Below are 14394 nucleotides of genomic sequence, written 5' to 3' on the forward strand. Positions count from 1 at the left end.
TACGGATGACCCGCCACCCATGAACCGAACACCCTTGCTCGTCGGCAGCGCCGCCTTCGCCCTGGCCGCCGTGCTGTCCATCGCCGTTGCGATCCTGAGCGCCCTCACGATCGAGCGCCGGTCCGTCGAGGCCGTCAGCGACGCCTTTGCCAGCGAGGGCCTCGGCTGGGCCGAGATCAGCGCGGACGGTCTGCAACTGTTTCTCGATGGCACCGCCCCCGACCGAAGCCGACGCATTTCGCGCCGTAAGCCGCGCGGGTGCCATCGTGGATGCGGATCGCGTGGTCAACCGCCTGGAAATCGCCGTTGCCGACACGGCCACCGCTCCGCGTTTCTCGCTGGACATGCTGCGCAATGGCGACGGGATCCAATTGATCGGTCTGGTCCCGGCCAGCACGGGGCGCGACGCCGTTGTCAGCGCCATTTCAGAGGTCGCCGAAGGCACCGATGTCACGGATATGGTCGAGGCCGCCGATTACCCCGCGCCGGAAAGCTGGGGCGCCGCACTGGACTATGGGCTGCGGGCGCTGCAGCAATTGCCCCGGTCGAAGGTCACGATCTTCGCCGACCGCGTCGAGGTCGAAGCGATCAGCGAAAATGCCGAACAGCGGGCCGCGTTTCTTGCCGCGCTCGAACGGAACCAACCCGAAGATATCGAGATCATCCTCGATATCTCGGCCCCGCGCCCCGTTATCACCCCGTTTGCGCTGCGCGTGGTGCGCGATACCGATGGCACCCGCTTTGAAACATGCGCCGCCGACACGCAGGAGGCGCTGGAGCGTATCGTTGACGCCGGCCGGGCTGCGGGCGTCACCGGCGATATCGACTGCACGATCGGCCTTGGCGTGCCATCCCCCCGTTGGGCAGCGGCCGTCGTGCGCGGTCTGGAAAGCCTGTCGGAACTCGAGGCCGGAACCCTGACCTTTTCCGATGCCGATGTGACCCTCGTCGGCGCGGCCGGCATGGCGCAGGACACGTTCGACCGGCTTGTCGGCGAGCTGGATGCTGACCTGCCCCCGGTCTTTTCGCTGCAAGGCGTCTTGCCGGACACACGCACCGAGGCGGGGGTCGGACCGTCGCGCCTGTTTGCAAACCTCGACGCCGAAAACGGCGTGACCTTGCGCGGACGCCTTCCCGAAGGCGCGATCGGACGCTCGGTTCAGGCCTTCGCCATTGCCACATTCGGCCGGGACCGCACCGATCTTGCGACGCGCGACGTCGCCGACCTGCCGCAAGGGTGGTCGATCCGGGCCATGGCCGGCCTGCGTGCCCTGGCCGAATTGCACGAGGGCCAATTGACGCTGGAACCCGACACGCTGCGCCTGTCGGGGCGCACCGGCGATCCCGAGTTGATCTCGGCGCTGACGCGGCAACTGTCGGAAGACCTCGGCCCCGGCGCCGATTTCCAGCTCGATGTCGCCTATGACGAAGAGCTTGATCCGATCGCCGCCTTGCCCACCGCCGAGGAATGCGTGGCGCAGATCCAGGCGGTTCAGGACGACGCCAAGATCATTTTCGATCCGGGCTCGGTCGAGATCAACGAAGCCTCGGGCGCGATCCTCGATCAGATCGCCGAGATCCTGCCGAACTGCCTGCACATCCGCATGGAAATCGGCGGCCATACCGACAGCCAGGGACGCGAGGAAATGAACCTGAACCTCAGTCAATCCCGCGCCGATGCCGTTTTGAACGGGCTGCTGGCGCGCGGCGTGCTGATTTCGAACCTGACTGCCCAGGGCTATGGGGAAAGCCAGCCCATCGCCTCGAACGAGACCGAGGAGGGGCGCGAACGGAACCGCCGGATCGAGTTCCGCCTGCTGGCCGCCGGGACCGAGGACACCACGGCAGCGAACGGTGCCGACGACGCGGCCGCGGACGATGACGCCAGCGACTATCCGTTCGAGTTCAGGCCAAGGCCCCGCCCGGACGCCATCGCCGAGGCCGCCGAACAGGAACAAGAGGAGTAAGGCGCATGAACCGCCTGCAATTCATCATCGCCATCGCCATCATCCTGTTCGTTGCCTTTGCCCTCGGATGGCTGGCGCGGTGGCTGGTCAACCGGTTCAGCCAGGTGTCCAGCGCCGATCTGGGCGAGATGGAGGAACTGGCGCGCGCCCTGCATGATGCCGAAGAGACGCGCGATCAGGCCATCGCCTATCTGCAACAACGCGAAACCGAGCTGACCAACCAGCTTAGCCAGACCGAGGCCGAGTTGCGCGCCGCCATGGAGGGCCTGCGCGAGGCGCGCGCCGAATCCGAGGAATTGCGCACCTATATCGAGCAGATGAACCAGGGCACGCAATGATGGCTTGGCCGGTCACCAGCGGCTGAGCGCGTCTTCATCCTCGTCCCGTGCGGCGACCCAAACCGCCCCGGTCGCGGTGATTTCCTTCTTCCAGAACGGCGCGCGGGACTTCAGGTAATCCATCAGGAATTCCGCCCCCTGAAACGCGTCGGCCCGATGACGCGCGGCCGTGGCCACCATCATGATCGGCTCACCCGGCCCCATCCGTCCATACCGGTGCAGGATCATCGCATCCGACAGATTGAAGCGTTCGATGGCCTCATCGCGGATCTTGGCCAGCGCCTTTTCGGTCATGCCGGGGTAATGCTCGATCTCCATCGCGTCGAGATCGCCGGTGGCGATATCGCGCGTTAGCCCGGAAAAACTGACGACCGCACCGGCATTGCGGGCAGACATGGCGGCGGCAAAGGCGTTCAGCACGGCCCCCATGTCGAAGCTATCGGATTGCACCCGAACGCCCGCGTTCACGTTCAGCCCCCCGTCATCGGCGGGAAAAAGGCCACCTCGCGGGCGTCGCTCAGGGGCGCGTCCAGATCCACCAGATCCTGGTCCAACGCTGCCCGGATCGACGCGGTATCCGAGAATGCAAAGGCATAGGCCTCGTCCCGGCGCCGCAACTCCTCGATCAGGTCGGCCACGGTCGCCGCGTCGGTCTCGATGCTTTCATGACCGGTGCCGATCCGTTCGCGCAGCCATGCGAAATAGCGCAGATCGCGTTTCATCACGTGTCCCTCAAATACGGCAGGGCCTTGCGGAAATAGTCGAAACCGGTGACGAGCGTCAGCGCCGCGGCCAGCCACAACAGGCACAGGCCGCCATAGGATGCCGCCATCAACCCGTAGTATTTCCACATCAGGCCGACGGTATCCTCGACCTCGCCGGCCAAGATGCCGCTGACGATTTCACCGTTCATGCCGAAAGTCTGCATGATGAAATAGTGATCGAACAGCCCCCAGGCGAACAACAGCGTGATGGCCACCATCTGCACCATCGTTTTCCACTTGGCGAGCTTGGTGACCTTCAGCGTTCCGGCCGTGTCGCCCAGAAACTCGCGCAGCCCCGAGACGAAGACCTCGCGAAACAGGATGGCCGTGACCGGCACCAGCGTCCAGGCGGTGATGCCATGCAGACCCAGCAGAACGGCCAGCGCGATCACCACCATCGCCTTGTCCGCGATCGGGTCGAGCATGGCGCCGAACTTCGACACCTGGTTCCACGATCGGGCCATCCAACCGTCGACATAATCGGTCAGCGAGGCGACCACGAAGAGGATCATCGCCACCCAATCCGCCGCGGGGCGCGGCAGAAACAGAAAGATTAGCCCCACCATCGGCGCAGCGATCAGGCGGAACACGGTCAGGATATTCGGCACGGTCCATTGCATGAGCGAAGCCTTACCGCGTCAGCCGCCCTCATGGAAGAAGGCGTAGATCGTCTCGGCCAACTGGCCCGAGATTCCCTCGACCGCCTTGAGGTCGGCAAGGTTGGCGCGCGCCACCGCCTTGGCGCTGCCGAAATGGTTCAACAGCGCGCGTTTACGGGTCGCGCCGACGCCGGGCACCTCGTCCAGCGGCGTGGCCGACACCGCCTTGGCGCGTTTCTGCCTGTGGGCGCCGATGGCGAACCGGTGCGCCTCGTCCCGCATGCGCTGAATGAAATAGAGGACCGGATCGTTGCGTTTCAGCGCAAAGGCGGGTTTACCGGGACGGTAGAACTCTTCCTTGCCCTGGTCGCGGTCGATGCCCTTGGCCACACCGATGAAGGGCACATCGTCGATCCCCAACTCCTCCATGATCTCGGCCACCGCGCTGACCTGCCCGGCCCCGCCGTCGATCAGCAACAGGTCCGGCCATGCGTCTGTCTCGCGGTCGGGGGCTTCCTTGAGCAGACGCTGAAAGCGGCGGGTCAGAACCTCTTTCATCATGCCGAAATCGTCGCCCGGCGTCAGGCTGTCGCCACGAATGTTGAACTTGCGGTATTGCGATTTCACGAACCCCTCGGGCCCGGCCACGATCATCGCGCCGACGGCATGCGCACCCTGGATGTGCGAGTTGTCATAGACCTCGATCCGAGATGGCCGCCCATCGAGGTCGAACGCATCGCCAAGGCCATCGAGCAGCTTGGCCTGCGCCTGCCCCTCGGCCATGCGGCGCCCAAGGCTTTCGCGCGCATTGCGCAGGGCGCCGTCGATCAACTCGGCCTTTTCGCCCCGCTGGGGCACGAGGATCTCGACCTTGCGGCCGCGCTTTTGCGACAGGGCGTCGGCCATCAGGTCGGCGTTCTCGACCTGATGCGACAAAAGTACTTGGCGCGGCGGTTCCTTCTGGTCGTAGAACTGGCCCAAGAACGCCTCGAGCACTTCGGGTTCCTCGATATCGGGGCCGACACGCGGATAGAAATCGCGGTTGCCCCAGTTCTGGTTGGCCCGGATGAAAAAGACCTGCACACAGGCCTGCCCCCCCTCCCATATGCAGGGCGATCACGTCGGCCCGGTCACGCCGCGCGGGTTAATGCCCTGGGCCGATTGCACGGCAGTCAGCGCGCGGATGCGGTCGCGCAGCGCTGCGGCACGTTCGAATTCCATCGCGGCCGAGGCAGCCTGCATGTCCGCCGCAAGGCGCTGCTGCAGATCCTTCGAGTCGCCCTTGAGAAAGCGTTCGGCATCGCGCACCGACGCCGCATAGTCGGCCTCGGAGATATGGCCGACGCAGGGGCCGCTGCACCGCTTGATCTGATACAACAGGCAGGGTCGTGTCCGACTGTCAAAGACGGCATCGGTGCAGTTGCGCAGCAAGAACACCTTTTGCAGCTGGTTCAGCGTGCGGTTCACCGCCCCGGCACTGGCAAAGGGGCCGAAATAGCTGCCTTTCTGCTTTTTCGCGCCACGATGCTTCTTGATCTGGGGAAAGGGGTGATCCTTGGCCACCAGGATGTTGGGAAAGCTCTTGTCGTCGCGCAGCAGCACGTTGTAGCGCGGCTTGAGCTGCTTGATCAGGTTCTGTTCCAGCAGCAGCGCTTCGGTTTCCGTGCGCGTCGTCAGGAACATCATCGAGGCGGTTTCGCGGATCATCCGCGCAATGCGCGGGCTGTGACCCGATGGCTTGGCGTAATTCGACACGCGCCGCTTCAGAGCCCGCGCCTTGCCGACATAAAGCACGCGCGATTGCGCATCGAGCATCCGATAGACACCCGGCGAATTGTCGAGCTTGCGCACATAGGTCTGGATGACCTCGTGGCCGCTTTGCGGTTGGTTTTCGACCATTTCCGACATGCTTCAGGGCTTTAGCCGATTCCTTTCGCGGCTGCACCGGGCCGCCCCCGGATGCAAGAGTTCGAATATCCCCCATCCCTGTGGATAAGCTTTCGGATAAATCATGGGGATACAGATTTTCTCTTTATTTTTGGCCAGCTTCTGCGCTTTGCCCAGTTTTTAGGCGGTATTTTAGCGCCTTGTTTTTAAACGATATATTTTCGAACGGCCGTGCGTTTCATCGTCGCGTCACACATTCGTTACCCTAACGTCACCAAACAGGCCACAGTGGAAAGAAATGATCGTCTCAAATGAAACGACTATTCCACCCCCAGCACGTCAGGCGTTTCCCAAGCCAGATGTTGCCCCCCATCGACACAGATCAACTGCCCCGTCACGGCCCGCGCCGCCAGGAAATAGCGCAGCGCCGCGCAGATCCCTTGCGGGTCGGCGCCACGGTGCAGAACGGTGGCCGCGCGTTGCTTGGCAAAGTGTTCGGCCGACTGCCGCGCACCCTGCATCGTGGGGCCGGGGCCGATCGCGTTCACCCGGATATGCGGGGCCAGCGCCTGCGCTGCCGTCTTGGTAAAGGCCCACAATCCCATCTTGGCGATGGTGTAGGTCATGAATTCGGGCGTGAGCTTGCGGACCCGTTGGTCGATCATGTTGATGACCAGGCCCTGCGCCTGCGGCTCGCCGTTTTCGTCGGCCTGCGCCGGGGGCATCTGGGCGGCCAGCGCCTGCGTCAGGACGAAGGGCGCGCGCAGGTTCGATTCCAGGTGCCTGTCCCAGCTATCGCGAGTGGCGGTTTCGATATTGTCGTAGTCGAAGACCGAGGCGTTGTTGATCAGAACGGTGATCGGCTGGCCCAGGGCCTTGGCGGCCTCTGGCAGAAGGGCCTGCACCGCCGCCTCATCCAGCAGATCGGCCTGAACGGTCACGGCCTTCCGCCCGATGGCGCGGATCTCGGCGGCGGTTTCCTCGGCGCCGTCGGGGCTGGAATTGTAATGGACCGCAACATCATGGCCCGCCTGCGCCAGTTCCAGCGCCATGGCCTTGCCCAGACGCTTGCCCGCGCCCGTTACCAGTGCCGTCATGAGACCCTCTTTCTGCTCAACTCAGGAGATAGAGGATATAGGTCACGTAGAGGGCAGAGAAACCCAGACCGACGAGGCGCCCCATCTGCAGTCCGAGGAACACGAAGGGCGCCAGAACCAGCGACGCGGCCAACATCACCCACAGGTCGAAGCCGAGGAATGCGGGATCGACCGGGATCGGCCCGACAAGCGCGGCAACGCCGATAATGGCCAGCAGATTGAACATGTTCGAGCCGATGACATTGCCGAGCGCCACATCCGCATGCCGCCGGATCGCGGCCATGACCGTCGTGGCCAGTTCCGGCAGCGAGGTGCCCACCGCAACCAGCGTCAGGCCGATGACCGTATCCGAGACGCCATAGGCCGTGGCAATGGCGATCGAACTGTCGACCAGAAGATCGGCACCCAGCGGCAACCCGATCAGCCCCAGCAGAACGTAGAGGGCAATCTGCCACCACGGCATATCGGGGTCGGCTTCCTCCAGGTCCTCGATATCGGGCATGTCGTCAGGGTCTTCATCGCTGGCACCATTGACCTCGCGCCGGTGCGCCCGCGCGGCGCGAACCGCGTCAAGCAGCACAAGGGCAAGGATGCTGAGCAAGACAAGCGAATGCCACCAGGTGATCGGCCCGGCAAAGGCAAGGCCGATGAACACCACGCTGGAAAAGATCATCACCATGTAGGTGCGTTGGGTATCGCTGCCGGCGTGCAGGCCCGAAATCAGCGCCGGGATACCAAGGACCAGAAGGATATTCGCGGTGTTCGATCCGACGACATTGCCCAGTGCCAGTCCCGGCACGCCGTCGAGAACGGACTTGATGCTGATCAGCAGCTCGGGCGCGGATGTGCCGAAAGCCACGACGGTCAGGCTGACAATCAGCGCCGGTATCCCCAGACGCAGGCTCAGGTTCACCGCCCCCTTGACGAGAACGTCACCGGCAAGCAGCAGGATGACGAGGCCAAGCCCCGCCAGCGCGAACTCGATCACCATGCCGTCAGTCCCGCCTTTCCTTGCAGTGCGGGCAATCGCCGCCACGCAGATTGTAGCGTCCACAATCGGGACAGACGCGCGGTTTCGGCAGGCCTTTTCCACGTTTCAGCCCGGGCAGGCCCGGCAGGCGCAGACGCCCGAACATGGCCAGAACCGCCATGAAAATCAGGAAAAGCGTGACGATCTTGACCATCATGACAGACCGTAGCGTGCCCAAAGGGCCTGTTCTTCGATGCCGCGCCCGAAATCCTGTGCGATTTGCGCGCCAAAGCGCTGCCAAAGGCTGCGCTTGGGGCCATAGACGGCAAAGCGGGTCTTGTCGCCGTGCAATTCCTTCATCTTGGGCACCAGATGCCCGATGCCATCGGCAAGGCCCAAATCGACCGCTTTCGCGCCGGTCCAGAAGGCGCCGGTGAACAGATCCTTGTCCGTGCTCAGGCGGTCACCCCGCCGCGACGCGACATGTGCCTTGAAGGCATCGTGAATGTCGGATTGCAAGTCTTTCAGCCGCTCGACATCCTCGGCGCGTTCTGGGCGGAAGGGATCAAGGATCGACTTGTCTTCGCCCGCCGTGTGAACGCGGCGTTCGATCCCGACTTTCTGCAGGGCCTCGTGAAACCCGAAACTGGCGGAAATGACGCCGATCGACCCGAGGATCGAACTGTGATCCGCCCAGATACGATCGGCCGCGCAGGCCAGCCAATACCCGCCCGAGGCCGCCACATCCTCTACAAAGGCATGAACGGGCACTTCTTTCTCGTCGGCCAGCCGCCGGATGCGCGCGGCAATCAACGAGGATTGCACCGGGCTGCCACCGGGCGAGTTGATCGACAAGGCAACGGCGGCGGGCTTTCCCTTGCGAAAGGCACGCTCGATGGCCGTGGCGACGGCAGCGTCGGACAGGCCGCCGCGCGGCGACGCCATGATCGCGCCGTTCAGCCGGATCACGGCCACGACCGGATCGGATTTCACGAAAGGGATGAAGCGTTTCATGCCCTGCGATGTAGAGTGCCCATCGCGCATCAACAAGGCAGGCGGGGCCGATTTGCCCCGCCTTGTTGTCTTTGGCGGCTATTGCGCCGTCCAGCCGCCATCGATCGGAATGGCCGTGCCGGTGACGTTATGGGCGATGGGGGCACACAGCCACAGGGCCAATGCCCCGATCTCGGACGGATCGGATGTGCGTTGCGAGGGCTGTTTCTCGGCCAGCAGATCGGCAATCCCCAGATCGCGGTCGCCGCCATGCAGCCCGGCCCGCGCCTGGATCTGAGGCTCGATGATCGCGGTTTCCGTCCAGCCAGGGCAAATGCAATTGACGGTCACGCCGCCCTTCGTCTTGTCGCCCGCCGCCGCGTATTCCAGTGCGGCAACCCGGCTCAGCCCGACAAGCCCGAACTTGGCGGCGACATAGGGCGACTTGTCCTTTGACGCGACCAGCCCATGAACCGAGGCAATGTTGATCACGCGCCCATATCCGCGCTCGGCCATGTGCGGCAGCGCCTTTTGCATCGTTGAAAAGGCCGCGGACAGGTTGATCTGCAGGATCGTATCCCACCGGTCGCGCGGCATCTCGGCGATCGGGGCGGTATGCTGAACACCGGCATTGTTCACCAAAATATCCGCCCCGCCCCAGGCCGCGACGGCCGCCATCAACGCATCGATCCGCTCGGGGTCGCGCAAATCGCCGGGGAAGAACTCGGCCTGCGGCGATCCCTTGTCGCGCAGATGGTGACAGACTTCCTCGATCTGGGCATCACCGGCGATGCCATGCACCGCGATGCGGGCGCCAGCCTCGGCCAGCGCTTCGGCAATGGCGAGGCCAATGCCCTGAACGGACCCCGTCACAAGGGCCGTTTTGCCGGTCAGATCGGTCATGTCGCGTCCTCCTCCAGACGTGTGCGCAGCGCGGTCTTGAGGACCTTGCCGTAGTTGTTCTTGGGTAGCTCGGGCAGGGCGAAGTAGGCCTTGGGCCGCTTGAACCGCGCCATGTTGTCGAAGCAATGCGCATCGAGCGTTGCATCGTCGACCGTCACCCCCGGCGCGGCGACGACGAAGGCCACGACATCCTCGCCCCATTCTTCGGATTTGCGGCCGACGACCGACACCTCGTGCACCGAGGGGTGGGTCAGCAGCACCTCTTCGACCTCGCGCGGGTAGATATTGGTGCCGCCCGAGATGATCACATCCTTCGAGCGGTCGGCCAGCGTCAGATAGCCGTCCGCATCCAACTGGCCCATGTCGCCGGTCATCAGCCATCCGTCGCGCAGGGTTTTTTCGGTGGCCTCGGGGTTCTGCCAATACCCCGGCATGACCGGCGCGCCGCGCACCATGATCTCGCCAATCTGACCGGCTGGCAGACGGGTGCCGCGCCCATCGCCGATGGCGATCTCGACCCGCGATTGCGCCCGCCCGACAGACGCCAGCCGCGCGCGCCAGCGGGGATGCGCACGATCGGCCACATCGGCACGGGACAGGGCGCTGATCGCCATCGGGCATTCACCCTGCCCGTAGATCTGCACGAATTTCGGGCCGAACCAATCGACCGCCTCCTCGATATCGGCGCTGTACATCGGCCCGCCGCCGTAAACGATGGTGCGGATCCCATCGCCCCGCAGGCTGAGCGCCTTGGCGGCATCGGTGAGGCGGCGCACCATGGTCGGCGCCATGAACATTGAGGTCGGCCCATGGGCGGCGGACAGGGCCAGCACCTCGCCCGCGTCATAGCCACCGGACGGCGGCACGATGTGCCGTGCCCCCATCCGCACGTGGATCGGCGCATATATGCCCGCGCCGTGGCTCATGGGCGCGGCATAGAGCGCTGCGTCTTCCGCGGTCACAGGGTCCACGTCGATGGGATAGCACAGCGAGGTCGCGGCCAGCATCCCATGCGTGATGCGCACCCCCTTGGGCTTGCCGGTGGTGCCCGAGGTATAGAACAGCCAGGCGAGGTCGCTGTCATCGCGCGGGGTGAGGTCGGCGGCGGGCCCTGTCGTCATCTCTGCAAATCGCGCGCTGGCGACATCGATCAGGGGGCAGGCGGTCTGTGCCTCGAGCCCAGCGCCCAGATCGTCGGTGACGAAACAGGCCTTGGCCCCACCATCGGCCAGGATCCACGCCGCTTCCTTGGGGTGAAGCTTGGCATTGATCGGCACGGCGACGGCCCCCGCGAGCCAGATGCCATAAAAGCAAATCAGGTAGTCCGGGCAGTTCTTGGCAAAGATGCCGACGCGGTCGCCTGGCCCAATGCCCCGCTCCCGCAGGGCATGGGCAAGGGCCGCCGCCTTGCCGTGAAAGGTCGCGTAATCCGCGACGATCTTGTCGCCCAGCATCAGGGCGTGGCTGTCGCCCGCGACTTGTGCGGTCCGTTCAAGCCAAATCGCGATATTCATGTGAACCTTCCTCCCCCGATGAAATCAGCACAGGCCGCAGCGGGGGACAAGATCTCACAGCGTCAGGCCCATCTCTTCCAGACAGCTGCGCGCGGTGTCATGATGCCGTTCTGGCATACGCCCCCAGAAATCGGACAGGATGGCGGGCCATTGCGGGGCCTGTTCCAGGAACGCCGCGCGATGGTAGTGCAGGATTTCCGCATCGGGCGTCTGGCTGTAATCCTTGCGCCGCGTGAGCGAGTAGTTCCACGTCTCGCCCAGCACTTCGGCCTTGTAGCCAAACCGGGCCATCGTCAGCGGAAGGGTGATCTGGTCAAGCCATGGGCGCTTTCCGCCGATGCTGCAATTGTGGTCGAAATCCAGTGCCGTTTCCAACCAGTGATCGGCAAACCGTTTGCCCTCCGCACCCTGAGGGTCTTCGGAGAAACAGACGAAACCGGCGTTGAAATAGGGCACGAATTCCTTTTTCCGCCCGCGCAAAAGGCGCACGCGTTCTGTCGGAACCGGCAGCCCGTAATGGGCATAGGCGCGTTCCCAGCGGTCGTCCTCGCGGCCCCATGTGGGCAGGCCCTCGGGCGCGGCGGCAACGGTGTCGGCGGGCAGATCGGCCATCGCGGTCAAGGGTTTGGCGCATACGATATCGGTGTCGAGAAAGATGGCGCGGCCGCCTGCGCGGTGGTCGCTGGCGGCCAGCAGTTTGTTGCCGTGCGGATAGTCGCCCCGCCACCCAGGCGTGGGCGGCAAGGCACGCAGATCGACGCTGCAGGCTGCATAGAGGTCGCGGGTGGCGGCGCTGACCTCGGGCAGATAGCTGTCCGACGCATAGGCATACAGGCGCACGGTCTGATGCCCCTCATGCGCCATGGCCAGCGAACTGGCCAGCAGCCAGCTTTGCCATTCCAACCGCTGTCCATCGGCAACGAAAAGGATCGAAAGGGTTTGCGAAGTCATGGCGGGTGGGCCCTGCGCCTGTATCGGTCTGCTCTGGCTGGCACTCTGCCTTGAAACGCCAAGGGGGGCCAGTGCCCGATCGCCTAGCCCTCGATCAGGATGGCCCGGAAATCGTTCACATTGGTCAGGGTCGGCCCAGGCACGACCTGATCCCCGAGACCGGCAAAAAAGCTGTGCGCATCGTTGCGGGCCAGCGCGGTGGCGGGGTCCAGACCGGCCGAGCGCGCCCGGATCAGCGTATCGGGTCCGATCAAGGCCCCCGCAACCTCGGCGGCGCCGTCCACGCCATCGGTGTCGCAGGCGATGGCATGAATGCCCGCCGCCCCCTCAAGGGCGACCGCCAGCGCCAGCGCATATTCCGCATTCGGCCCCCCGATGCCGTCGCCCCGACGCGTGACCGTCAACTCGCCCCCGGACAGGAGCAGGCGGGGGCACTGCCCGGCAAGGGCCATCCTTGCATGACCCTTGGCCACGTCGCGCGCCTCGCCCTCCAGCGCGTCGCCGAGGATCTCGACCGTGTAGCCTGCGGCGCGACCGATTTCGGCGGCTGCGGCAAGGGATTGGGACGGCGCGGCATAGATCACGTTCTCGACGCGCGACAGGCGCGGATCCCCCGGCGCGATCACGCCGGTCTGTGTCGCAAGCACGGCGTGGACGCTGGGCGCGGCCGCGATCCCCCAGCGCTCGAGGATCGCACGTGCCTCCGCGGCGGTGCTGGCATCGCCCACCGTCGGCCCCGATCCGATCATCGCCGCGTCGTCACCGGGCACGTCCGAGATCATCAGCGCCAACATGCGCGCGGGGTATGCCGCCGCTGCCAGTTGCCCCCCCTTGACCCGGCTGAGATGTTTGCGCAGCAGGTTCATCTGCCCAATCGGCGCCCCCGAGGCCAGCAGCGCCGCGTTGACCGCCTGCTTTTCCGCCAGAGTGATCTCACCGGCCGGCGCCGTCAGCAGGGCCGACGCCCCGCCAGAGATCAGGGCCAGCACGAAATCGTCCTCGGACAGATCCCTCAGCAGATCCAGCATGCGCGCCGTCGCGGCAGCCCCGGCCGCGTCGGGAACGGGGTGGGCTGCCTCGACGATCTCGATCCCCGCACAAGGGCGCGCATACCCGTAGCGTGTGATGACCAACCCCGCACACGGCCCCCACTCCGCCTCGACGGCCTCGGCCATGCGGGCGCTGGCCTTGCCCGCCCCCACGACCCGACACGCCGTCGGGCCTGGGCGGCAGAACGCGGGCCAGGGATTGCATCGGATCGGCCACTTCGACCGCTTTTGCGAACATGGCCTGCAACAGGGCTTTGGGGGGCATGCATCCTCGCTTGGCTATTCTGGGGCCGTGACGCCGGCATCCGGGGACTGCGACGATGTTTAGACGTGGCGCGCGCCCAAAGCCAAGGGCCCCGCTCCCCCGCAACGGGGCCGCTGTCTGGCGTCAGGTCTTGTAGATTCCGTGCTGTGTCAGGCGCGTTTCGAATTCGGCGATCCGGCCGCGCGCCTCGGGCGAACCCGACACCATGCGCGCCACCAACGCCTCGGCCAGGGCGAAATAGGCCAGCAGGCTGGGCAAGACCTGGGGGCCATGCATCTGCGGGGTCAGAACGATCTCGGCCCCTTGTGCAAGTGGCGATGAATACATGTCGGTGACCGCCAGAATACGCGCGCCCCGCGCCGTTGCGATCCGATGCGCCTCGATCGCCTCGGCCGAATAGAGCGCGTAGGAAATCGGCACGACAACGTCACTTGGCCCCGTGGCCGTGAGCGCATCGGCAATGGCGCCCGGCGCCGAGGGGACCGGGGCAAAGGTGGGAAAGGCCATGCGCCCGGTATAGGCAAAGTAATGCGCGATCGAGTAGCAACTGCGCACCCCGATGCAATGGATCTGGCGTGCCGACAGCAACATCGTGGCCGCTGTATCCAGCTTGTTCGACATGTCGGTATCGAACAGGGCGTTGAGATTGGCAATTGCCGCCCCTTGCAGCGCATCGAAGAGCGCGCCCTTCTCGGTATGGCGCAGGCGGGCCGCCCGATCGGCATAGGTTTCCTCGCCACCACGCAACGCCTGCTGAAACGCAAGGCGACAGGCATCATATCCGTCGAACCCCAAGGCGCGCGCCAGGCGAAACACCGAGTTGGGGTTGACGTCGGCCAGTTGCGCCAGCCCCCTGACCGAATGAAACGCCATTTCCTCGGGGTGCTGTTGCGCCCAGCGCGCCAGTTCGGCCACCCGAGGGGACGCGGTGGTGGCGATGTCTGCCAGGGCACGGCGCAAGGTGTCGATGGATTTCAGCCCGGCGTCATTGTCGTTCTCCACGCTCCCCCCATTTCTGCCGAGCCAGATGATCGCACTTGAAACAATTGATTGCAGATCTTGACCTTGCGCAACCATTTGTTTCAGGTAAGGCGCAG

Annotated in this window: 13 protein-coding genes and 2 pseudogenes; 2 read left to right on the forward strand and 13 right to left on the reverse strand. The window is 64.9% G+C overall.

Translation table 11 applies throughout. The features are described from left to right. Positions 1 to 206: 206 nt before the first annotated feature. Both ROSELON_RS03295 and ROSELON_RS03300 read left to right on the forward strand, forming a co-directional pair. Positions 207 to 1967 (forward strand): OmpA family protein, encoded by a 1761-nt coding sequence (locus tag ROSELON_RS03295; RefSeq protein ID WP_051508349.1) that lies wholly within the window; start codon positions 207 to 209, stop codon positions 1965 to 1967. Between the two features lie 5 nt (positions 1968 to 1972). Beyond that, on the forward strand, positions 1973 to 2305 hold the full coding sequence (locus ROSELON_RS03300) for a hypothetical protein (protein WP_025311021.1): 333 nt from the start codon (positions 1973 to 1975) through the stop codon (positions 2303 to 2305). Positions 2306 to 2317: 12 nt separating this feature from the next. On the opposite strand, the gene ROSELON_RS03305 is transcribed toward ROSELON_RS03300, so the two are convergent. The 13 genes and pseudogenes from ROSELON_RS03305 to ROSELON_RS03365 form a co-directional block, all read right to left on the reverse strand. Next, positions 2318 to 2779, reverse strand: a complete 462-nt coding sequence (locus ROSELON_RS03305; RefSeq protein ID WP_342665330.1) for a molybdenum cofactor biosynthesis protein MoaE — start codon at positions 2777 to 2779, stop codon at positions 2318 to 2320. Next, positions 2776 to 3027: a molybdopterin converting factor subunit 1 gene (moaD, locus tag ROSELON_RS03310; protein ID WP_025311023.1), complete on the reverse strand. Its 252-nt coding sequence runs from the start codon at positions 3025 to 3027 to the stop codon at positions 2776 to 2778. The genes ROSELON_RS03305 and moaD overlap by 4 nt, the downstream gene beginning before the upstream one ends. Further along, positions 3027 to 3689 (reverse strand): CDP-diacylglycerol--glycerol-3-phosphate 3-phosphatidyltransferase, encoded by a 663-nt coding sequence (gene pgsA, locus ROSELON_RS03315; RefSeq protein ID WP_025311024.1) that lies wholly within the window; start codon positions 3687 to 3689, stop codon positions 3027 to 3029. Before pgsA ends, moaD begins: the two co-directional genes overlap by 1 nt. Before the next feature lie 18 nt (positions 3690 to 3707). Continuing rightward, positions 3708 to 5576: pseudogene (gene uvrC / locus ROSELON_RS03320) on the reverse strand (excinuclease ABC subunit UvrC). 299 nt (positions 5577 to 5875) lie between these two features. Beyond that, the gene (locus ROSELON_RS03325) at positions 5876 to 6652 is read right to left on the reverse strand and encodes an SDR family oxidoreductase (protein WP_025311025.1); all 777 of its coding nucleotides are present in this window, start codon (positions 6650 to 6652) and stop codon (positions 5876 to 5878) included. A gap of 16 nt (positions 6653 to 6668) precedes the next feature. After that, positions 6669 to 7643, reverse strand: coding sequence for a calcium/sodium antiporter (locus tag ROSELON_RS03330; protein WP_038650117.1), 975 nt, complete (start codon positions 7641 to 7643; stop codon positions 6669 to 6671). A gap of 4 nt (positions 7644 to 7647) precedes the next feature. Beyond that, a complete protein-coding gene (locus tag ROSELON_RS03335) occupies positions 7648 to 7839 on the reverse strand; it encodes a hypothetical protein (RefSeq protein WP_025311027.1) in 192 nt (63 codons plus the stop codon). Continuing rightward, complete coding sequence (locus ROSELON_RS03340) at positions 7836 to 8636, reverse strand: S49 family peptidase (protein WP_025311028.1); 801 nt, start codon at positions 8634 to 8636, stop codon at positions 7836 to 7838. Before ROSELON_RS03340 ends, ROSELON_RS03335 begins: the two co-directional genes overlap by 4 nt. 78 nt (positions 8637 to 8714) lie before the next feature. Beyond that, entirely contained in the window at positions 8715 to 9518 is an 804-nt protein-coding gene (locus tag ROSELON_RS03345) for a 3-hydroxybutyrate dehydrogenase (RefSeq protein WP_025311029.1), read from the reverse strand. Further along, the gene (locus ROSELON_RS03350; RefSeq protein ID WP_025311030.1) at positions 9515 to 11032 is read right to left on the reverse strand and encodes a class I adenylate-forming enzyme family protein; all 1518 of its coding nucleotides are present in this window, start codon (positions 11030 to 11032) and stop codon (positions 9515 to 9517) included. Before ROSELON_RS03350 ends, ROSELON_RS03345 begins: the two co-directional genes overlap by 4 nt. A 54-nt stretch (positions 11033 to 11086) precedes the next feature. Next, positions 11087 to 11983, reverse strand: coding sequence for a glycosyltransferase (locus tag ROSELON_RS03355; RefSeq protein WP_025311031.1), 897 nt, complete (start codon positions 11981 to 11983; stop codon positions 11087 to 11089). Positions 11984 to 12066: 83 nt separating this feature from the next. Next, a pseudogene (locus tag ROSELON_RS03360) lies at positions 12067 to 13297 on the reverse strand (glycerate kinase type-2 family protein). A 123-nt stretch (positions 13298 to 13420) separates the two neighbouring features. Then, positions 13421 to 14299: a MurR/RpiR family transcriptional regulator gene (locus ROSELON_RS03365; RefSeq protein ID WP_051508350.1), complete on the reverse strand. Its 879-nt coding sequence runs from the start codon at positions 14297 to 14299 to the stop codon at positions 13421 to 13423. Between the last annotated feature and the right edge of the window lie 95 nt (positions 14300 to 14394).

Source organism: Roseibacterium elongatum DSM 19469 (genome assembly GCF_000590925.1).
Taxonomy (GTDB): Bacteria; Pseudomonadota; Alphaproteobacteria; order Rhodobacterales; family Rhodobacteraceae; genus Roseibacterium; species Roseibacterium elongatum.

Bases quoted from the DNA above. Each gene is read 5' to 3' on its own strand.
- ROSELON_RS03295 (WP_051508349.1), top strand. From the start codon at position 207: ATGGCACCGCCCCCGACCGAAGCCGACGCATTTCGCGCCGTAAGCCGC.
- ROSELON_RS03300 (WP_025311021.1), top strand. From the start codon at position 1,973: ATGAACCGCCTGCAATTCATCATCGCCATCGCCATCATCCTGTTCGTT.
- moaD (WP_025311023.1), bottom strand. From the start codon at position 3,027: ATGAAACGCGATCTGCGCTATTTCGCATGGCTGCGCGAACGGATCGGC.
- pgsA (WP_025311024.1), bottom strand. From the start codon at position 3,689: ATGCAATGGACCGTGCCGAATATCCTGACCGTGTTCCGCCTGATCGCT.
- ROSELON_RS03325 (WP_025311025.1), bottom strand. From the start codon at position 6,652: ATGACGGCACTGGTAACGGGCGCGGGCAAGCGTCTGGGCAAGGCCATG.
- ROSELON_RS03330 (WP_038650117.1), bottom strand. From the start codon at position 7,643: ATGGTGATCGAGTTCGCGCTGGCGGGGCTTGGCCTCGTCATCCTGCTG.
- ROSELON_RS03335 (WP_025311027.1), bottom strand. From the start codon at position 7,839: ATGATGGTCAAGATCGTCACGCTTTTCCTGATTTTCATGGCGGTTCTG.
- ROSELON_RS03340 (WP_025311028.1), bottom strand. From the start codon at position 8,636: ATGAAACGCTTCATCCCTTTCGTGAAATCCGATCCGGTCGTGGCCGTG.
- ROSELON_RS03345 (WP_025311029.1), bottom strand. From the start codon at position 9,518: ATGACCGATCTGACCGGCAAAACGGCCCTTGTGACGGGGTCCGTTCAG.
- ROSELON_RS03350 (WP_025311030.1), bottom strand. From the start codon at position 11,032: ATGAATATCGCGATTTGGCTTGAACGGACCGCACAAGTCGCGGGCGAC.
- ROSELON_RS03355 (WP_025311031.1), bottom strand. From the start codon at position 11,983: ATGACTTCGCAAACCCTTTCGATCCTTTTCGTTGCCGATGGACAGCGG.